The organism is Simiduia litorea (assembly GCF_042853465.1).
GTDB classification, from domain to species: Bacteria; Pseudomonadota; Gammaproteobacteria; order Pseudomonadales; family Cellvibrionaceae; genus Simiduia; species Simiduia litorea.
Window position 1 is genome coordinate 1,194,244 of sequence record NZ_AP031497.1, and the last position, 17,822, is coordinate 1,212,065.

Annotated in this window: 20 protein-coding genes; 14 read left to right on the plus strand and 6 right to left on the minus strand. The window is 51.7% G+C overall.

Annotation, left to right across the window (positions count from 1 at the left end):
- Positions 1-78 precede the first annotated feature (78 nt).
- The 7 genes from dnaX to ACGHTT_RS05350 all read left to right on the plus strand — a co-directional run bounded on the left by dnaX (position 79) and on the right by ACGHTT_RS05350 (position 5,577).
- On the plus strand, positions 79-2,214 hold the full coding sequence (dnaX, locus tag ACGHTT_RS05320; protein ID WP_390593972.1) for a DNA polymerase III subunit gamma/tau: 2,136 nt from the start codon (positions 79-81) through the stop codon (positions 2,212-2,214).
- Positions 2,215-2,265: 51 nt separating this feature from the next.
- Positions 2,266-2,589: a YbaB/EbfC family nucleoid-associated protein gene (locus ACGHTT_RS05325; RefSeq protein ID WP_390593973.1), complete on the plus strand. Its 324-nt coding sequence runs from the start codon at positions 2,266-2,268 to the stop codon at positions 2,587-2,589.
- Between the two features lie 87 nt (positions 2,590-2,676).
- Positions 2,677-3,270: a recombination mediator RecR gene (gene recR, locus ACGHTT_RS05330; RefSeq protein WP_390593974.1), complete on the plus strand. Its 594-nt coding sequence runs from the start codon at positions 2,677-2,679 to the stop codon at positions 3,268-3,270.
- A complete protein-coding gene (gene rnd, locus ACGHTT_RS05335) occupies positions 3,270-4,427 on the plus strand; it encodes a ribonuclease D (protein WP_390593975.1) in 1,158 nt (385 codons plus the stop codon). Before recR ends, rnd begins: the two co-directional genes overlap by 1 nt.
- Positions 4,424-4,720, plus strand: a complete 297-nt coding sequence (locus ACGHTT_RS05340) for a YcgL domain-containing protein (RefSeq protein WP_379784145.1) — start codon at positions 4,424-4,426, stop codon at positions 4,718-4,720. The genes rnd and ACGHTT_RS05340 overlap by 4 nt, the downstream gene beginning before the upstream one ends.
- 3 nt (positions 4,721-4,723) lie before the next feature.
- Entirely contained in the window at positions 4,724-5,173 is a 450-nt protein-coding gene (locus ACGHTT_RS05345; RefSeq protein WP_390593976.1) for a YcgN family cysteine cluster protein, read from the plus strand.
- 23 nt (positions 5,174-5,196) lie between these two features.
- On the plus strand, positions 5,197-5,577 hold the full coding sequence (locus ACGHTT_RS05350) for a hypothetical protein (RefSeq protein ID WP_390593977.1): 381 nt from the start codon (positions 5,197-5,199) through the stop codon (positions 5,575-5,577).
- 83 nt (positions 5,578-5,660) lie between these two features.
- On the opposite strand, the gene ACGHTT_RS05355 is transcribed toward ACGHTT_RS05350, so the two are convergent.
- Positions 5,661-6,425, minus strand: a complete 765-nt coding sequence (locus ACGHTT_RS05355; protein ID WP_390593978.1) for a polysaccharide deacetylase family protein — start codon at positions 6,423-6,425, stop codon at positions 5,661-5,663.
- Between the two features lie 234 nt (positions 6,426-6,659).
- Here ACGHTT_RS05355 and ACGHTT_RS05360 point away from each other — a divergent pair, with 234 nt between their 5' ends.
- The gene (locus ACGHTT_RS05360) at positions 6,660-7,595 is read left to right on the plus strand and encodes a sodium-dependent bicarbonate transport family permease (protein WP_390593980.1); all 936 of its coding nucleotides are present in this window, start codon (positions 6,660-6,662) and stop codon (positions 7,593-7,595) included.
- On the opposite strand, the gene mobA is transcribed toward ACGHTT_RS05360, so the two are convergent.
- Entirely contained in the window at positions 7,582-8,214 is a 633-nt protein-coding gene (gene mobA / locus ACGHTT_RS05365) for a molybdenum cofactor guanylyltransferase MobA (protein ID WP_390593981.1), read from the minus strand. The two genes, ACGHTT_RS05360 and mobA, sit on opposite strands and share 14 nt — an antisense overlap.
- Before the next feature lie 113 nt (positions 8,215-8,327).
- On the opposite strand from mobA, the gene pdxH reads away from it, so the two are divergent.
- Positions 8,328-8,963 (plus strand): pyridoxamine 5'-phosphate oxidase, encoded by a 636-nt coding sequence (gene pdxH, locus ACGHTT_RS05370; protein WP_390593983.1) that lies wholly within the window; start codon positions 8,328-8,330, stop codon positions 8,961-8,963.
- A 116-nt stretch (positions 8,964-9,079) separates the two neighbouring features.
- Positions 9,080-10,012 carry a M14 family metallocarboxypeptidase gene (locus ACGHTT_RS05375; protein ID WP_390593984.1) on the plus strand — a complete coding sequence of 311 codons (933 nt, stop codon included), beginning with the start codon at positions 9,080-9,082 and terminating at the stop codon, positions 10,010-10,012.
- Here ACGHTT_RS05375 and ACGHTT_RS05380 read toward each other — a convergent pair.
- From ACGHTT_RS05380 to ACGHTT_RS05395, 4 genes are read right to left on the minus strand one after another with little or no spacing between them, the layout of a single operon-like run.
- Positions 9,996-10,679, minus strand: coding sequence for a hypothetical protein (locus tag ACGHTT_RS05380; RefSeq protein ID WP_390593986.1), 684 nt, complete (start codon positions 10,677-10,679; stop codon positions 9,996-9,998). The two genes, ACGHTT_RS05375 and ACGHTT_RS05380, sit on opposite strands and share 17 nt — an antisense overlap.
- Entirely contained in the window at positions 10,676-11,179 is a 504-nt protein-coding gene (locus ACGHTT_RS05385) for an RNA polymerase sigma factor (RefSeq protein ID WP_390593987.1), read from the minus strand. Before ACGHTT_RS05385 ends, ACGHTT_RS05380 begins: the two co-directional genes overlap by 4 nt.
- Entirely contained in the window at positions 11,176-13,017 is a 1,842-nt protein-coding gene (locus ACGHTT_RS05390) for a DUF692 family multinuclear iron-containing protein (RefSeq protein WP_390593988.1), read from the minus strand. The genes ACGHTT_RS05385 and ACGHTT_RS05390 overlap by 4 nt, the downstream gene beginning before the upstream one ends.
- 5 nt (positions 13,018-13,022) lie before the next feature.
- On the minus strand, positions 13,023-13,295 hold the full coding sequence (locus tag ACGHTT_RS05395) for a DUF2282 domain-containing protein (protein ID WP_390593989.1): 273 nt from the start codon (positions 13,293-13,295) through the stop codon (positions 13,023-13,025).
- 263 nt (positions 13,296-13,558) lie between these two features.
- Here ACGHTT_RS05395 and ACGHTT_RS05400 point away from each other — a divergent pair, with 263 nt between their 5' ends.
- The 4 genes from ACGHTT_RS05400 to ACGHTT_RS05415 all read left to right on the plus strand — a co-directional run bounded on the left by ACGHTT_RS05400 (position 13,559) and on the right by ACGHTT_RS05415 (position 17,802).
- On the plus strand, positions 13,559-15,568 hold the full coding sequence (locus ACGHTT_RS05400) for an amidohydrolase family protein (protein WP_390593990.1): 2,010 nt from the start codon (positions 13,559-13,561) through the stop codon (positions 15,566-15,568).
- A gap of 356 nt (positions 15,569-15,924) precedes the next feature.
- Positions 15,925-16,923, plus strand: coding sequence for an NAD(P)H-quinone oxidoreductase (locus ACGHTT_RS05405; RefSeq protein ID WP_390593991.1), 999 nt, complete (start codon positions 15,925-15,927; stop codon positions 16,921-16,923).
- A 16-nt stretch (positions 16,924-16,939) separates the two neighbouring features.
- A complete protein-coding gene (locus ACGHTT_RS05410; protein WP_390593992.1) occupies positions 16,940-17,428 on the plus strand; it encodes a TIGR00645 family protein in 489 nt (162 codons plus the stop codon).
- Positions 17,428-17,802: a VOC family protein gene (locus tag ACGHTT_RS05415; RefSeq protein ID WP_390593994.1), complete on the plus strand. Its 375-nt coding sequence runs from the start codon at positions 17,428-17,430 to the stop codon at positions 17,800-17,802. The genes ACGHTT_RS05410 and ACGHTT_RS05415 overlap by 1 nt, the downstream gene beginning before the upstream one ends.
- Positions 17,803-17,822: the final 20 nt, after the last annotated feature.

Genomic DNA, 17,822 nt, shown 5'->3' on the forward strand with positions numbered 1-17,822 from the left:
GGTGGCATGGCCTGAGTCGTGTTTCTTTGGGTTAGCTGAGATATACTGCAACGCTCGAATTATCAGACACTTAGACTCATGAGCTATCAGGTACTCGCCCGTAAATGGCGGCCGCGCATATTCCGTGAAATGGTGGGGCAGGAACATGTGCTGCAAGCGCTGATCAACGCGCTCGACCACAATCGCTTGCATCACGCCTACCTCTTCACCGGTACCCGAGGCGTGGGTAAAACCACGATCGCGCGGATTTTAGCCAAGTGCTTGAATTGTGAAACCGGGGTCAGCTCCGAGCCCTGTGGTAAATGCGGCGCCTGTATCGAAATTGCCGAGGGCCGCTTTGTCGACTTGATTGAAGTGGATGCCGCCAGCCGCACCAAAGTGGAAGACACCCGCGAGCTGCTGGAAAATGTCCAGTACGCCCCGTCTCGCGGTCGCTACAAGGTCTACCTGATCGATGAAGTGCACATGCTCTCCACCAGCAGTTTCAATGCCCTGTTGAAAACCTTGGAAGAGCCGCCACCGCACGTGAAGTTTCTGCTCGCCACCACCGACCCGCAAAAATTGCCGGTGACGGTGTTGTCGCGCTGTCTGCAGTTTAATTTAAAGAACATGAACCCTGAGCGCATCGTTGGGCACTTGGCGTTTGTGTTGGAAAAAGAGTTGGTGCCCTGCGAAGATGCCGCACTCTGGCAGCTCGGGCGCGCCGCCGATGGCAGTATGCGCGATGCCTTATCGCTCACCGATCAGGCCATCGCCTTCGGTAACGGTAAAGTGACTGAGGCCGATGTGCGCGCCATGCTCGGCACTATCGATCAGCAGTTTGTCTATGCCATTTTGCAGGCCATAGCGACCGCCGACGGCCAAGCCATCTTCAATGCCGTGAATCAATTGGCCGAGCAGGCGCCGGATTACCAAGGCGCGCTGGCTGAACTACTCTCGGTGCTGCACCGCATCGCCATCGCGCAGGCCCTGCCCGCGGCCATCGACAACAGTTTTGGCGACCGCGAACAGGTGCTGGATTTAGCGGCCAAAATTCCCGCCGAAGACATTCAACTGTTCTATCAAACGGCGCTGCTTGGGCGCCGAGATTTACCCTTGGCACCCGACCCGCGCTCCGGCTTCGATATGGTGCTGCTGCGCATGCTGGCGTTTAAGCCGCAGGGTGTTGCCGATCTACCGAAGGCGGCGCTCGGCGCACCGGCAGCGGGCACGCCTGCTGCAGCGATGCCAGCCACACCGGCGGAGTCGCCAGCAACCGATAAATCGGTCGCGCCAGCGCCTAGCGCCGGTGCCCCTAGCACGCCCGAGCAGGCAAAAGCCCTGGTTGCAGCGCAGGTTGAGCCAGCGCCAGTGACCGCATCAACGGTGTCTACTGCACCGGCGCCGAATTCAACGTCTGGCAGTGAGGCTAATCCAACGTCAACTAACCCAGCGGCCGTGGCAGATAGTCCGCCTTGGGATGACGATGATCACGCTGCGTCAAACTTGTATGCCGATGAAGACGCGGGTTCTGAACCCCTGTCCACGTCAGCGCAAGCGCCTACAGCACCCCAGCCGGTACAGGCAGTCGCTAGCTCGGTTCTGGCTCCAAGCGTTGAAGCCCCGGTAGCGGCGTCTACACCGGTAGTGCCGGCGCCCGCCGTGGTTGACGTTAAACCTGCGATTCAACCGCTGCCGTCACCTGTTGCCAATACGCCGCAACCGCCAGCCCACGCGCTGCCCCTAGATAACCAAACCGGCCGGGCTGCACCTGCTGTTGATGTTAACCCAAGCAAGGCGCAGGTTTCGCAAGCTCAACTAGCCGAGGCGGTTCACAGTTACCATCTGGTGACCTTGAAACCCAGTGATTGGCAAGGTTTATACCTCGAGCTGAAAATAGGTGGGGTGTTGCAAAGCACCGCGGCTAACAGTCAATTGGTGGCGGTAGAAGATAATCGCTTGCGTTTTGTGCTGGATCAAGCCAATGCCAATTTATTTGATGTGGGCCATCAATCGCGTCTGGCCGATCAATTAACGGCTTACTTCAACGAGCCGGTATTGGTAGACATTAGCCCCGGTGAGTTAACCGCTGAAACGCCGGCGGCAACTGCGGTGCGGTTAAAAGCCGAGCGCGCGGCCAGTGCGTTAAACAGTTTACAAACCGATCCGTTATTGCAAAAACTGGAGCGGGAATTTCAAGCCAGTTTAGATATCAATACGGTAGAACCTTTGTAGGCAGCATCAGCGCTTTAGCTGGCTGGCTATGGGTCAATGTGAGAGGTAGATATGTTTGGAAATATGGGCGACCTGATGAAACAGGCGCAACAAATGCAAGAAAAAATGCAAAAGATGCAGGAAGATCTTGCTAATGCCGAAGTCACCGGTGCAGCCGGCGCCGGCCTAGTCACCGTGTTGATGAATGGTCGCCACGATGTGCGCAAGGTGAGCATCGACGACGCTTTGATGTCGGAAGACAAAGAAATGCTCGAAGATCTTTTAGCCGCAGCGGTGAATGATGCGGTGCGCAAAGTGGAAGAAAAAAATAAGGAAATGATGGGCAGTATCACCGGCGGCATGCAAATGCCACCCGGCTTTAAAATGCCGTTTTAAGTATACATTGTGCAAATTTTATCAGGCCCTTGGCCGAGCAAGCTGCTAGAAAATCCTAGCGTTCGATGAATGTAACCGCGGTACACCATGTTTAGTCCTCTGATTGATGAGTTAATGAGTTCACTGCGCTGTCTGCCCGGCGTCGGGCCTAAGTCTGCTCAGCGAATGGCGCTGCACTTGCTCGAGCGCGACCGCGAAGGCGCGTCTCGACTAGCGAAAGCGCTGGCTGAATCGGTTGACGGTGTGAGTGAATGCAGTCGCTGCCGCACGCTAACGGAAGAAGAGTTTTGCACCATTTGCAATAACCACCGGCGGTTAAAATCTTTGCTGTGTGTGGTGGAGACGCCGGCAGATGTGTTGGCCATCGAACAAGCCGGCACTTACAAGGGCACGTATTTTGTCTTGCACGGGCACTTGTCGCCTATCGATGGCATAGGCCCGAGCGATTTAGGGCTCGATCAATTGCAGCAATTGCTGAGCACCGGCGAAGTTGAAGAAGTGATAATGGCAACCAATCCCACCATCGAGGGCGAGGCCACCTGCCATTATATTTCCGAGCGCGCTAAAAAATTACAAGTCACCGTATCGCGCATTGCTCAAGGTGTGCCCCTTGGGGGCGAACTGGAATACATCGATGGCGGTACACTGGCGCATGCATTTTCCAGCAGGCAGAAAATTTAATGACCATTCCTATCGAACCTATTTGGGTCGACGACAAAGCAACGCTGGATAATTTGTGCACCGCCTGGATGCAACAAGCCGCTATCGCCATAGACACCGAATTCATGCGTAGCTCCACCTACTATCCTCACGCCGGTTTGATTCAGGTGGGCGACGGTAAAGGCTGCTACTTAATTGACCCCTTGGCGATAAAAGATTTGTCGTCGCTGACACGATTGATGACCCATCCAGACACGGTAAAAGTCATTCACTCCTGTTCGGAAGATTTAGAAGTGTTTCGCTTTTTACTCGGTGTTGTTCCCTCGCCATTGATGGATACACAAATTGCTGCGGCCTATGCCAATATGGGTTTTTCCTTGGGTTATGCTGCGCTCATTAACGATCAACTGGGTATTGCGTTAGATAAGGGTGAAACCCGTTCAGATTGGATGCAGCGGCCGTTAAGTCAATCGCAGTTGCACTATGCCGCTTTAGATGTGGCCTACCTGTTAATTGTGTACGGTAAAATCTTAGTCGCGCTCAAAGCCTTGGGTCGGCTTGATTGGGTGCGGGAAGAGTGCGCGATTTTGGTGTCCGCCGCCAATACCGATGATGATTACTCCGAGGCTTACACAAAAATTAAACTGGCGTGGAAATTATTTCCCGATCAACTGGTGGTGCTACAGCAACTGTGTATCTGGCGCGAAACCCAAGCGCGGTTATCGGATGTACCCCGCAATCGCCTGATGAAGGAAAATGCGGCCTGGGAAGTGGCGCGTAAAAAGCCCACTAATACAAAGCAGTTGGCGGCCATTGACGGCATGGGCCATCGCACCTTAAAAGAACACAGCGACGAGGTGTTGGCATTGGTGGCAACTGCGTCTGCGCTGCCGGCCGAATCACACCCTCCACGCCTGCCAAAACCCTTGACCCCTGCGCAAGGGGATATTTTAAAGGCGTTAAAAAGTATTGCCCTCGACGTGGCGCAAGCGCAGGCTATTACCTCAGAAATTATCGTTCGGAAGAAAGATTTGGAGCAACTCACCCGCAGCGTTTTGGCCGGCGAGGTGGCTCTGCCCGCAAGTTTGCAAGGCTGGCGCTATGAAGTTGTCGGCAAGCTAATGGAAGTAAAGGCCCAGGAATTGGCTGTTCAATTCGACTGCGAGAACCCAATATGACTGACGCCCTAAAAAACTTGTGTGAAGTGTATAAAAGCCCGAAAGACAGCGACATGTTTTTATATGTTCGCAAGACCGTTGGTTTATCTCGTGTGCCAGAGGCACTGCTGGAAAAATTTGGCAAGCCGGTATTGGCCATGACTTTACTCTTAAAAGATGGTCGAAAATTGGCGCGGGTTGATGTGGAGAAAGTGAAGTTGGCACTGGATGCTAACGGCTTCTTTTTACAACTGCCGCCGCCGAAGGATGACTATATGACAGACGTCAACAAGCATAATTCAAAGTTGGTATAAGTTATGGCTTGGGCTCGAGATTACTGGCGAGAAACGCCGCTGGCAGAGATGACGGCCTACCAGTGGGAAGCCTTGTGCGATGGTTGTGCGAAATGTTGCTTGCAAAAGTTGGAAGATGAAGACGATGGTGAAGTTTATTACACGCGTCTCGCCTGCCAGTTGTTAGACCTAGAGACGTGCCAGTGCACTGATTACTCGAACCGTTTACAGCGGGTGCCCAATTGCTTGCAATTAAGCGCGGATAAACTGGAAGATTTTCACTGGCTGCCGGTTACCTGCGCCTACCGTTTAGTGGCTGAAGGCAAAGACCTACCCGACTGGCACCCGTTAATTTCCGGCAGCCGCGAGTCGGTTCACACCAGTAAAATCTCTTTGCGTGGTCGCGCTAAATCTGAACGCAGTGTGCCCGAAGCGGATTGGCAAGACGAAGTCGTTCACTGGGTAGATTTATAACATGACATTTTTGGAACAAATAAATGGAAGATCCTAATACGCCCTTTATGTGGTACACCTATCTTGCTGGTGTGGCGGGTTTGATGGTAGCGACCTGGTGGATGTTTCGCCGCAGAGGTGAGTTAGCCCAGTTCATGACAGTGACCGTTGGGGCTTGGCTGTTAACGCCTGTGGCGCTGACACCTGAGTTGCCAACTATGGCGCCGGCATTTTTTATCTTAGTGTTGGACGGATTATTTACCGATCAATCGGTTATGCGCGTGGTTTGGCCCATGGCATTCGTTTGGGTGGCTGCCTTGATGTTGAGCTTGATCGCCCGATTAATCTGGCAAAAATACCGCGCTGGGCAAAAAAATACGGCAACTGCTACAACTTCTCGAGAAGAACCAAGCCTAGAACCGTAGAGAAATAGCGGCAAAAGCTCTTTACCAAATACTGCTTGGCTATCTTTGTAGGGGCCGGCCACCAGGCTTGCAGGCCCTTTCACTCAATCAATTTTCCCCACAATATTAACGTAGCTATCTACGTAGTATTTATCCTGATGCGCAGCCAGATACTCGAGTAGTTGCCGGTGCGCAGCTGTGCTCACCGCCAAGTGATCGCCACCCACACCGTGGAAAGTGAAGCTGACAAAGCCACCGCGTTGGGTGTTTTCTTTTAACTGCGCAATGAGCGCGTCGCCGCTGATGTCGCTAGGCATATACCAAGTGGAGCCTGCCTCGAGCTTTTTATCATTGCCTTTTATCGAGGTAAATTGTGAGCCAATAGCCGTTATATAATTTTCGCCGTTAGCCAGTTTGTCGAAGCAGGGCGGCGTAAAAGTGCGCACGGTTTTGCCATCCAGCGCTTGTAGAAACGTGTTGGCCGTTGCTATCTCTTTAGTCATGTGCGCCACGCTCAACTGATCTAAGTCGTTTTCCGGATCGACCCAGTCGCGGTTGGGGAGGGAAGCGCGGCAGGGGTGAAATAAGGTGTGGTTGCCGAGTTCGTGCCCCTGCTTGGCAAGCGCCCGCCACTCGCCCATGCGGCTGGCCAACACGGGTGATGAGAGAACAAGATAGAAAGATGCTTTTAGTTGAAGGCGATTGAGCTCCGGCACTGCGTTGTCGAGCTGGCTTGCTAAGGCATCGTCGTAGGCTAGGCTAACGGCAATGCGGCCGTCGTTGGGCCAGTCTGCCTGAGCAGCCGCGCTAAAAATCAGCGGCAATAGTATCCGGCGGAAGATGTTGGCAATCGGTTGAAATTTAGTCACTGCGCGTACCTGTCGTTATTCCTTATTTAATGATGGGTGTTTGAGGCGGGACGCATGTCTCACCTGCGCACCGGTGTTGTGGTCTCGATCTTTACAGGTGCACCGCATGCTTGTCTGCAGTGTGCCGGCATGGTCGCCCTGTCGCAAGCGTTCCTGTTGCCGCCCGTATGGCTTTTACTTTTACCGCGGTAACTCAGTTACAATGCGCCCCAACGTCATTAGGGGTTAAGTTTCATGCCAGATATCGTTGTCATGTTTTTTCTGCTCGGCTTAGTGGCCGGTGTTGTTCGCTCAGATCTTAAAATTCCCAAAGCCGCCTATGACACCCTGAGCTTATTGCTCATGCTTACCATTGGCTTGAAAGGCGGGATGGCGCTTTACGGTAACTTAAATGCGGGTCTGCTACCTGCCTTGTTTACGTTTATTGCCATTGGCGCCTGTATTCCGCTCGTCCTTTTCCCGATTTTGCGTAAGTTGGTCGGCTTGAGCTTAGAAGACAGCGCCAGTATTGCCGCGCACTATGGCTCGGTTAGCGCCGGTACCTTTGCCGTGGCATTGGCTTATGTGGAAGCGCGCGAATTGGCTTTCGCGCCAGAGGTGACTTTGTATTTGGTGGCCATGGAGTTACCGGCCATTATTGTCGGCCTGTTGTTGTATCGCCGCTTTCAAGTGTCTGGGCCTGTGCAGCCGACCATGGCCCAACTTTGGCACGAGGCCTTCACCAACCGTGGCGTTATCTTACTGCTCGGTGGCGTCATTATAGGCGTTATGTACGGGCCTATTCAGGGTGCCGCGGTCACCGATTTATACACTGGTGCCTTTAAGGCCGTGTTGGCGTTGTTTTTATTGGAGATGGGTTTGGTTGCGGCGGAAACCCTTAGGCCTTTCCCCTGGCAGCAATGGCGACTACTCGCCTTCGCGCTCTTGGCGCCACCAATATTGGCTATCGCCGGTATTGTTGCAGGTAAACTCTTGGGCTTGTCGGAAGGTACCACGGTAATCTTGGCCAGCTTAACGGCGAGCGCGTCTTACATTGCTGCCCCTGCCGCGATCAAGGGCGCTATTCCCTCGGCCAATATCGGCCTAGCTATGCTGGCGTCCCTAGGCCTCACCTTTCCGCTCAATGTTATTTTCGGTATTGGTTTTTATCACACGCTTATTTTGCTGTAAGCGCCTGTTGCGCTTGTGCGCGGGCCCATTCCTCTGGCGTATTGATATTAAAAAACGCCTCGGGCCCGCAGCCACTAAAGTCCACTTGTATCCCGCCTATTGCTTTGATTAATTGCTGCAATCGACATTCATCTTGCGCCAACGCCTGCTGTAAGCGCGGTAAAAGGCTTTTATGCCAAAGCCCAAACAGCGGGTGCATGCCGTGGCTATCGCTGGCCACGGCTAAAGGTGTTTTTACGCCCAGCCCTTGGCTGAGGCGAGCAACTAAATCCATGGGGAAGAAGGGCGTGTCGGCGGCAATGGTGACTAGCCATTCTTCCGGTTGATGCTGCAGCCAAGTGAGGCCGGCGATAATACCGCTGATGGGGCCAGCACTGGGTGGCCTATCGGGCAGCATGGGCATGAGTGGCAGTGTATTGAGTACCTCACTGAAGCGATCAAGTTGACCATTAGCATTAAACGCTAAGGTGTTCACTTGCGGATTGAGTCGGGCCACGCAGCGCGCTAGCAAGGTTTTGTTGTCTAGTGTGAGTAGGCACTTATCCGTTTTACCCATGCGCATGCCTTGGCCGCCAGCGACAATCAGTCCGGCGATGTTTTCTTTTTTCAGTGTTTTCATACCTACTTGTCTGCTATGGCTGTTGTTCAGGTTTGATGGTTTTCGAGCGTCGGTCGTTTAAAGACTTGTATCGTTCTATAATAGCGTTAAATGTTGCCGAGACCGAGTGTCCTATGAATCTGGAAGATTTACGTCGAGATTATTTAATGGCTGGGCTGGATGAGAAAGATCTTGCCGCAAACCCCATAGCGCAATTTGAAATATGGTTGAAGCAAGCCATCGAACTGCAACTTAAAGACCCCACCGCCATGACCGTCGCCACGGTAGATGCGTCGGGTCAGCCGTCGCAGCGCATCGTGTTACTTAAACATGTAGATGCGGCCGGTTTTGTTTTTTTTACCAATTACGGTTCGCGCAAAGCCCGTGAATTAGCCGGCAATCAGAAAATTAGTTTGCATTTTCCCTGGCACGATATCGAGCGGCAAGTGAAAGTGTGTGGAGTGGCAGAAAAAATTAGTGCCGTTGAGTCGGCTAAATATTTTTTATCTCGACCGAAGGAAAGTCAGCTAGCGGCTTGGGCTTCGCACCAGAGTCACCCGGTGTCGACCCGTCAAATGTTGATGCAGCAGGTGGCGAGAATGAAAGAAAAATTCGCTCACGGCGATATTCCCGCACCGGATTTTTGGGGCGGCTTTCGGGTTGCGCCCCACGAAATAGAATTTTGGCAGGGTGGGGCTAACCGGTTACACGATCGCTTTAGTTATCGACGCACCGGTGAACAATGGGCGATTGATCGCTTAGCGCCTTAATGGTTAACGCCGATGCCAGCAACTCGCTCGATCGTTGGTAGATGGCGATGGCTGGTTAATACCGGGCGCGTATCAACACTTAACAGCAACAAATTTTTTATAACTGGCGAGTAATCATGCTAGATAATCCTATTTACCCCATCGGCAGCCCAAATCAACCTTGGACCGAGGCAGAAAAAACACACTGGCGCGCGCAGCAGCGCAAACGTCGTTCTTACCAAGATGATGTTGTAGCTCGCATCGAAGCCCTAGCTGAGTTTGTTCAAATTGAACAGTATGGGCAGCTCGATTACGGTTCCGATCAGTACCCATTGTTGGCGTTAAAAATAGGTGAGTGGACAACCGAAAAGGCAACCTGCTTAGTCACTGGCGGTGTGCATGGTTACGAAACCAGCGGCGTGTTGGGGGCGCTGTATTTCGCCGAGCAGGTTGCGAAGCAATATAGCGATAACATCAACCTGCTGGTCTTGCCTTGTATTAGTCCTTGGGGCTATGAAACGATTAATCGCTGGAACCCCTTGGCAGTTGATCCTAACCGGTCATTTCTACCGAGCCGCCTAGCGGCCGAGGCGAGTGCCGTGATGGATTATATCGCCGCACTGGAACTACCCCTCGATCTACACATTGATCTGCATGAAACCACCGATTCCGACAACGAGGAATTTCGCCCCGCACTGGCTGCGCGCGACGGGGTGGTGAATAAAAACTGGAATATTCCCGATGGCTTTTACTTAGTGGGTTGCACCGATCGGCCGCAACCGGCGTTTCAACAGGCCATTATTACGGCGGTTGAAAAGGTGACGCATATAGCGGAAGCCGATGCGGAGAATAAGATCATCGGTGCGCCCTTGGAACAGAAAGGCGTGATCAATTATGCGGCGAAAAAATTGGGTTTATGTATGGGGCTAACGGATGCGCCGCTCGTGACAACCACGGAGGTTTATCCGGATAGCCCGCGCGCCACGGCTGAGAACTGCGTACTCGCGCAAGTGGCGGCGATTAGCGCCAGTTTAGATTACCTGCTCGCTGCTACTAAGGCGTTAAGCTAGGTGGTGGTACCAGAGTTGGTAATTCAGGTTTGACGATAGGCGTCAGCTCGGTGTTGGGCGATTGCACCAAAACCATGAGTACGCCTTTCTCTTCCCAAAGGGTGACAGCGAAACCTTTGGCATAGCGCAGCACCGGTTGCTCATCCACATTGATGTTGCCCAAGGTTGAAAATAATGCTGCGGTAAAGGGCACTTGGTACAAGCTGCTTACTTGAGCGTTATCATTTTGCAAACGTAGTTGTGCGGCGGTTACACCTTGAATAGAGCAGTAGCGTCCGCCCAGCAACTCAGTATGTAAATGGGGCAGCTGGATACTGTTAACTAAGGTGAAATTTAATTCAGTAAAGTGGCTATCTAAACCGGCAAGATCTTGGTCTTGAAATTCAAGTGGGCGTTGTTTTAGATGGTTATCCACTACCTCTTGGGCTATCGCTATAAATAGTTGCTCTTTTTTCCATGCCTGCCATTGCGTATGCGCCATTAAGCCAAGCCCCATGAACAAAACAAAGCCGGCAGCGATCATCAGATTTGACCAGGGCTTTTTCTGAGGTAGCGGCGGATTTAAGTGGGCATTAAGCGCATCAATTTGAGCGTCACTTAAACTGACTTCAGCGATTTTTTCACGCACGAGTTCTTTGATAGGCGTATTAGCGTTAGATGTGTTCATGGTGCGGCTCGCGCTGACTCGGATGAATTATTTTCGGCGATGAGTTTCTGCCTCAAGCGATGAATTTTCGCCAGTAGGGAACCTTTCGGCATGTTTAGCTCATCGGCGGCTTCTTGGGTGCTGTAACCTAGCCAAGCCCAAAGGTACAAAATATCCTTTTGTTCGATCGACAGTGTTTTCCAAATGGCTAATAACGTGTCGCGCCGGATAATGGTATTTTCCAGATCGTCAGTATCTAAGCTGATGACATCAACCAAGTCCTCGCCGCCTTGCTCCCAGGTCACGTGTACGGGCGTATTTTTTTGTTGGCGCCAGCGATCGTATTGTAAATTGCGCATAACGGTGCGCAAATAGGCTTCAGGGGTAATTACCTTGGTGTGTTTTACTCGCAATAATCGTTCTACGGCAGCGTGCAGTAAATCGAGCGCTTCGTCATTGTCGCCGCATAATGTCACACCATAGCGATAGAGCGATTGCCACTGCTGATTGGTAAGGTTCATAGGTGAAATACTTTTGAAAGTGATATTGGCCTATGTATGGCGTCAATTTCTGTGAGCTGGAGGCGCGATCTAGCCGTGGAATCAACGCTGGTGTTTAACCGTTCGTTGAGAACATTGCCGTGTGATGTTGGTACATCATCGTCTATCCACCTAATCCATTGGTGGGCGATACTTTGAGCGAAAAATTCACTTGGGTCAATGCCTTGCGCGACGGCGATAGAGTGGATGTGAGCGAGTGTTGTTGGATGCTTTAGCATCATGGTGAGTTCATATTGCGCTCTGTTCACTTGCTGCAACTGGACTGGGCCTGCGCTGCGATGCACGATGAGGAAACAGTCTTTATCAATGCTAGGACTCGTTTCAGCAGCGGTTGAGTTTCGTGTGCCAGGCTCTGCACTGATAATTGCTTGGAAGTCCTTTAACCAGTAGCTACCTGCTACCTTACAATGCACGCATTGAACCGCGGTTGGTGTTTGCCAACGGCTGAGTGTTTGCGCCAGTGGCGTCAGCTGTGAAAATGCATGCAATGGTCTTGCCTCGGGCAGATCGCTATTGTAATAGCATTGCTGCATCGCCCACTCGATAGCCGCCAAATCACTGAAATGGGCCAGCGCGGGTTGCTGCAAAAGCCAACTGCCTAGGTGAACGCCATAGTTGTTCAAGTTGCTATGCTCTAGCGGGTGAGTGGCGGCATAGGCTCTGAACAGTTCTGGTGGCGAATAACGCGCTAACGTGGGAAAGGTGTTTTGTAATGTGGCTAACCGAGTGGCCCAGAGATTTCTACTGTAAATAGTTCCATTTCTATTTCTATAGGTATGTTCAACGAACCGTTTTTGTTGCCGCTGCAGATCCATCACAAAAGAAGTGCGCTGAGATTTTTTTACCTTGTCAGTCCTATCCGGTGTCGCGGATAACGTCATGGGTGGATTCTTGGGCGTGTGTTTAAGTGAGGTAGACTCTCTGAGCGCTACGGTTGGTTTGGCTGCCCGTGTGGTGCAGCTTTGAATATCCGTCGTCTTTTGCAGCGCTTTTGCGATTTTGGCCTCAGCAAGTAATGTGTGGGCCGAAGGCAGTTGATTGTCCCATTCGATCACGGTAGGCACCGCGCCCCAACGGGCCAGCGCTGAGCGATACAAAGCCCAGACGGGTGATGCAATGGCGGCGCTGTGGCTGTCCACTAGCCATTGGTCCTGTTGATGAAACCCGCCCAAGTGAATATAGGCAAGGTGTTTTGGGTTAATACTGTCAATCCAACGCTGTGCATCTGCGTCTGGCCAACCGTGGTGTTTGGCATTGTGTTGATTTATCCAGCAGTTGCTCAAATCAGCAATGAGTTTAGCCCCGGTTTTTTCTGCTAATCGATTGAGAAATTGGGCTTCGTTTAAGGTTTGATTCGGCCACAGCCAATAACGACAAGTATTTTCTAACGCAATGGTTTGGCCGAGAAATTGTTGAATGGCATCGACGCGATGACAAACCCAATCTAACATGCGGTTATTGAATGCGAGGGGGGCTAGGTCGCACAGGTGAATAGCGCCAGATCGCGTGAAGCAAAGATGATCAGAAATAACACTGGCGCGGCATATCTCCGCCAAATTTTTTAGCGATTGTAAATAGGTTTCATCCAAGGGATCTGTTCCGCCGATATTGAGCGAAACGCCGTGTAGCGCTACGGGGAAGGTTGCGCGTATCTTTTCCAACAGTTGATAGTTAACACCGCTGGCATTGATCCAGTTATCACTTAGTAGTTCGACGAAGTCGAGCTGCGGCGATCCTGAGATAAGAGATAAAATATGGGGCGTTCTGAGCCCCACACCCACACCGGATAAAGGCGTCACTGTGTCTACTTTGCTGGTTTTACAGCGACGACCACGCCGCCGACAATTTTTTCACAACTGCCTTGCGGTACATAAACCCATTCGTTGAGGCTGGCATCGTCACTAGCCATGGCTGCACAGCCATGTTTACCATCAAGTGCTGCACAATCGTTGTTGCCCGCTTTGGCGATACCCGCACATTTTTCCCAAGCACTGGGTTGATCGGGTACAGCGTTAGCGCTGTGCGCCAATCCTATCGCAACGAGTGTGGCACAAGTGGATGCTAGAGTAGTTTTCATGGCTGAAGTCCTTGTTGAAAAGAAAAATAAGGTCATGCCTTTATAAAGACGTCAAATGTGCCTATTTGATTGCGCTTAAACAGAATATTTTTCGGTTAAACGAATAAAGCGCTTAAACCGCCTAGGATTGCTGGACTCGGTGTTGCTGTTACCCTAGCTGATTGACCTTGTATTCAGCCCAGCTGCTACACTCGGTGCGTCATAAGCGTTATCGGTGCAACCTTTTGCACTATGATGACCGTTCACACAAAAGGATATTCAGGATGAAACTCGTTAAGTCATTGATATTGGGTCTATTTGCAGCAAGTTTATCGGCGGTGACCGTTGCTAAAGAAGACGTAACCAATTTGTGGTACAGCGAAAAGGGTCTAGCTGGGAAACAAGTTTTTCATAAAACCGGAGAAAACAGTTATGAAGGCCTTTTGGAAGTGGGCTGGAACAACCGTCGGTACAAGGTCGAAGAGCGGTTAAGTACCGATGATGACGACTATCTCGTCGCGTATAAAGCCAGCGGTACCACGGCCTTTGGTTCCAAAATCGAAGAAACCTTTGAGTGGACCGGTTCCCTCGCGCGCTGGAACAGTACCAAAGATGAAGGTGAAATACTCGGCACGCAAAAACGTTTCTATGTACCGGCCGATGGTTCAGCCAGCTTTAATATGATGGTGCGCGCACTGTTGGCAGCACCCGATAAAAGCATCGATTTATTGCCCTCGGGTAAAGCCCATATCAGCAAGTTGCGCACCGTTACCGTGAAAAACGGCAAGCAATCTCAGCAAGTGCATTTGTACGCTATCTCGGGTTTAGATTTTACCCCGAGCCTTAGTTGGCACGACGATGATGGTATGTTCTTCGCGAAAGATTACAGCGGTTTTATGCGCGTGATCCGCGATGGTTACAGCTTGGATAACTTTAAGCAACTGGCTGATATTCAGACGCAAGCGGAGAGTGAGTATCTGGAAAAAGTTGCTCAACAATATAGCCACGCCACACCGCGTCTGTTAGTTAAATCCGTTACCGTTGCCGATGTGGAAAACAAACAGCAGCTCAAGGGTGTTGATGTGTTGGTCGAGCAAGGTGTTATTACCGAACTGGGTAAGAACTTAAAGGTTTCCGGCAGTTATAAAACGGTTTCTGGCAAAGGCAAAACGTTGATCCCCGGCCTGTGGGATATGCATGGTCACCTGTCAAAAAATGATGGCTTGTTAAATATTGCGGCCGGTGTCACCAGTGTGCGCGACATCGGGAATAATCACGACAACATCATGAGCTTGGATAAATTGTTCAGTAATGGTGGCCTTATCGGCCCCGCGGTCTATCGCGCCGGTTTTATGGATCAAGAGAGTGAATACTCGGCCGGCTTGTCCGTTAAATCGCTGGCCGAAGCGCTAGAAAAAGTGAACTGGTTTGCCGATAACGGTTACCTGCAGGTAAAGCTATACAGTTCCATAGACCCAAGCTGGGTTAAGCCCATTAGCGACACTGCGCACAACCGCGGCATGCGCGTGAGTGGCCATATTCCGGCGTTCATGACGGCGGAGCAGGCGGTCGAGAATGGTTACGATGAAATTCAACATATCAATATGTTGTTTTTGAATTTTCTCGCTGGCACAGAGGTCGACACTCGGCAGCGCTTGCGCTTTTCTTTGGTGGGTGAAAAGGCCCATAGTCTGGATTTAAAAAGCCCAGAGGTGAGCGCCTTCATCGCGCTACTGAAGCGTAAACACATAGTGGTCGACCCAACTGTGTCTACCTTTCGCAGTTTATTAGTGCGCGAAAATAAAAAAATTGATGCGGAGTTTTTGCCAGTAGCCGAGCATTTACCGCCGGCGGTGGTGCGCTCGCTAAAAGGCGCGGAAATGCCAGTGCCGGCCGATCAGTGGGATGACTATCAAGCCAGTTCAGCTGCCATGCTAAAAATGGTTAAGTTACTCTATGACAATGGTGTTGGTATTGTTCCAGGCACCGATAACATCGCCGGTTTTACCTTGCAACGGGAATTAGAGCTTTACGTGCAGGCGGGTATTCCGAGCATCGATGTGTTACGCATCGCTAGCCTCGAGTGTGCGCGCTTAGTGGGCGCAGCCCATAAAACCGGTTCGATAACGGTGGGCAAGCAGGCCGACATGTTGCTGATTGATGGCGACCCGCTTAAAAATATTGCCGATATTCGCAAAGTGGCGCTGGTTATTAAAGGCGAGCAGATGTTCAAGCCGAGCGAGTTGTACGGTGTTTTGGGTGTGAAGCCTTTCACCTCCTCGCCGACGCTTTAGCGGTTCGCGTTAAAACGCTTTCGGGAGCTGCTGTTTCATAGTTTTGGTGCGCCAGCGCTTGGCGCACCTACTAGCGATAGCAATGCCCACAAGGTGTCATTGTGGGCAGGCTCCGAAGCGCGGGTGTTGAGGCTACAGAGGTGGATTCACATCCTGTCGCTAATGCGAGTGTCAGACTCCTATCCAGACGGACGCTGAGATGGTGAATCTACTGTGTGGCGTAAAACGTAATTAAGGTCATCGCCTCGTTTTTATGGAATAGCCGTGGGCCTTAGGGCCTTTTTTTATGTCCGCTAATTTTGAAACCTGCTGGGGCTTAGGATAGGCTGCCGGTTCACGCTAAAAGGAGCGAGGCAATGACCTTGAACAACACAATGCTAGCTATCGATTTACCCGTTTTCGGCGAAGCAGATGTGATGCGATTGCGCGAGCTTCCGGCACCTGAGGTTGGTCCTGGCGAGGTTTTGATTAGTGTCCAGGCCGCAGGCGTGAATCGCCCCGACCTAGTGCAGCGCGCGGGCTTTTACCCAGCGCCGGCCGGTCACTCGCCCATTCTCGGCTTGGAGGTGGCGGGCCAAGTGGTTGGCCTAGGCGAGGGCGTGCAGGGTTGGGCACTCGGCGACGAGGTGTGTGCATTGACCAATGGCGGTGGCTACGCTCAGCGGGTGAGCGTGCCGGCTGGGCAATGCCTACCGAAACCTAAACGTTTGAGCTTTAGCGAAGCCGCCGCCTTACCGGAAACATTATTCACGGTATGGGGCAATCTGTTTCAGCGCGCTGGGCTTAAATCCGGCGAAACCCTACTGATACACGGCGGCAGCAGCGGCATAGGTACAACGGCCATTCAATTAGCTAGGGCGCGCGGTGTTCGCGTATTTGTCACCGCTGGCTCCAAGGCTAAGTGCGAGGCTTGCTGCGCCTTGGGCGCCGAGCTGGCAATCAATTACCGCGAACAAGATTTTGTTGCGGAAATGTTAGCCGCCACCGAGGGCCGCGGAGTAGATGTTATTTTGGATATGGTGGGCGGCGACTATGTGGCGAAAAATATTAAACTGGCAGCGCTCGAAGGCCGTATTGTCAACATTGCTTTTTTGCAGGGCGCGCAGGTTGAAGTGAACCTATTGCCGGTCATGCTCAAGCGCCTAACCCTGACCGGCTCTACCCTAAGGGCCCAGTCTAACGATGCCAAGGCAAGCATTGCCCGCGCTTTGTTGGCACAGGTGTGGCCGCTGCTCGAGTCAGGTAGAATTGCACCCCAGATGGCAGCAAGGTTTCCATTAGCCAGGGTGGCGGATGCCCATCGGTTGATGGAATCGAGTGCTCATATTGGTAAAATTGTTTTAACGGTTGATTAAATTACTGAGGTTGTTTGTGGAAAAGTTTATTGAAACGTTGATGTACCGCTCGCGTTGGCTCTTGGCACCTATCTATTTAGGTTTAAGTCTCGCCTTGTTCGCACTTTGTATAATGTTTTTCCGCGAAATGTTTCACTTGTTGTGGGATATCGGCACCATAAAAGAAACCGATATGGTGCTGTTGATTTTGGGGCTAATCGACCTCGCGATGGTGGGTGGCTTGTTGGTGATGGTGATGATGAGCGGCTACGAAAATTTCGTTTCGCAATTAGATATCGCCGAAGACGAAGAAAAATTGGGCTGGCTGGGCAAGATGGATTCGTCGTCGCTGAAGGCAAAGATTGCCGCCAGCATCGTGGCTATTTCATCCATTCACTTGTTGAAAATTTTTATGGGTGCAACCAATTACAGCAATGACCATTTGATGTGGTATGTGATTATTCACATGACCTTCGTTGTGTCAGCCTTTGCCATGGGCTACCTCGATAAACTCACTAAGCACTGATGCTAAGGTTTAACCATTTTAATCTTCGAGTGCCGGCGCATCGGTTAGATGCGGTACTGGATTTTTATCGCCAAGTGTTCGATTGGCGCGAGGGTTTTCGACCGCTGTCGAACTCGCAAGGGCGGTGGTTATACCAAGGCGATCAAGCGCTGGTGCACCTGTCCATTGTTAGCGACGCTGAGGCCGAGCAGCGCGCCGCACATGGCAATGGCTATTTGGATCATCTCGCTTTTCAAACCGATGCCATGGCCGCGCTAAAAGCCCGGCTGGCTAATCTCGCCATCGACTATTCAGAGGTCAAGCTCGAGCGCACAGGGCTCACGCAAGTGTTCTTTTTCGACCCCATGGGGTTGCGCTTGGAAGTCAATGGATAAACGGACAATAGGACTGTGTC

Bases quoted from the DNA above. Each gene is read 5' to 3' on its own strand.
- ACGHTT_RS05385 (WP_390593987.1), bottom strand. From the start codon at position 11,179: ATGAACCTTACCAATCAGCAGTGGCAATCGCTCTATCGCTATGGTGTG.
- ACGHTT_RS05395 (WP_390593989.1), bottom strand. From the start codon at position 13,295: ATGAAAACTACTCTAGCATCCACTTGTGCCACACTCGTTGCGATAGGA.
- ACGHTT_RS05400 (WP_390593990.1), top strand. From the start codon at position 13,559: ATGAAACTCGTTAAGTCATTGATATTGGGTCTATTTGCAGCAAGTTTA.
- rnd (WP_390593975.1), top strand. From the start codon at position 3,270: ATGACCATTCCTATCGAACCTATTTGGGTCGACGACAAAGCAACGCTG.
- pdxH (WP_390593983.1), top strand. From the start codon at position 8,328: ATGAATCTGGAAGATTTACGTCGAGATTATTTAATGGCTGGGCTGGAT.
- ACGHTT_RS05380 (WP_390593986.1), bottom strand. From the start codon at position 10,679: ATGAACACATCTAACGCTAATACGCCTATCAAAGAACTCGTGCGTGAA.
- ACGHTT_RS05345 (WP_390593976.1), top strand. From the start codon at position 4,724: ATGGCTTGGGCTCGAGATTACTGGCGAGAAACGCCGCTGGCAGAGATG.
- ACGHTT_RS05340 (WP_379784145.1), top strand. From the start codon at position 4,424: ATGACTGACGCCCTAAAAAACTTGTGTGAAGTGTATAAAAGCCCGAAA.
- ACGHTT_RS05415 (WP_390593994.1), top strand. From the start codon at position 17,428: ATGCTAAGGTTTAACCATTTTAATCTTCGAGTGCCGGCGCATCGGTTA.
- dnaX (WP_390593972.1), top strand. From the start codon at position 79: ATGAGCTATCAGGTACTCGCCCGTAAATGGCGGCCGCGCATATTCCGT.
- mobA (WP_390593981.1), bottom strand. From the start codon at position 8,214: ATGAAAACACTGAAAAAAGAAAACATCGCCGGACTGATTGTCGCTGGC.
- recR (WP_390593974.1), top strand. From the start codon at position 2,677: ATGTTTAGTCCTCTGATTGATGAGTTAATGAGTTCACTGCGCTGTCTG.
- ACGHTT_RS05375 (WP_390593984.1), top strand. From the start codon at position 9,080: ATGCTAGATAATCCTATTTACCCCATCGGCAGCCCAAATCAACCTTGG.
- ACGHTT_RS05325 (WP_390593973.1), top strand. From the start codon at position 2,266: ATGTTTGGAAATATGGGCGACCTGATGAAACAGGCGCAACAAATGCAA.
- ACGHTT_RS05350 (WP_390593977.1), top strand. From the start codon at position 5,197: ATGGAAGATCCTAATACGCCCTTTATGTGGTACACCTATCTTGCTGGT.
- ACGHTT_RS05360 (WP_390593980.1), top strand. From the start codon at position 6,660: ATGCCAGATATCGTTGTCATGTTTTTTCTGCTCGGCTTAGTGGCCGGT.
- ACGHTT_RS05405 (WP_390593991.1), top strand. From the start codon at position 15,925: ATGACCTTGAACAACACAATGCTAGCTATCGATTTACCCGTTTTCGGC.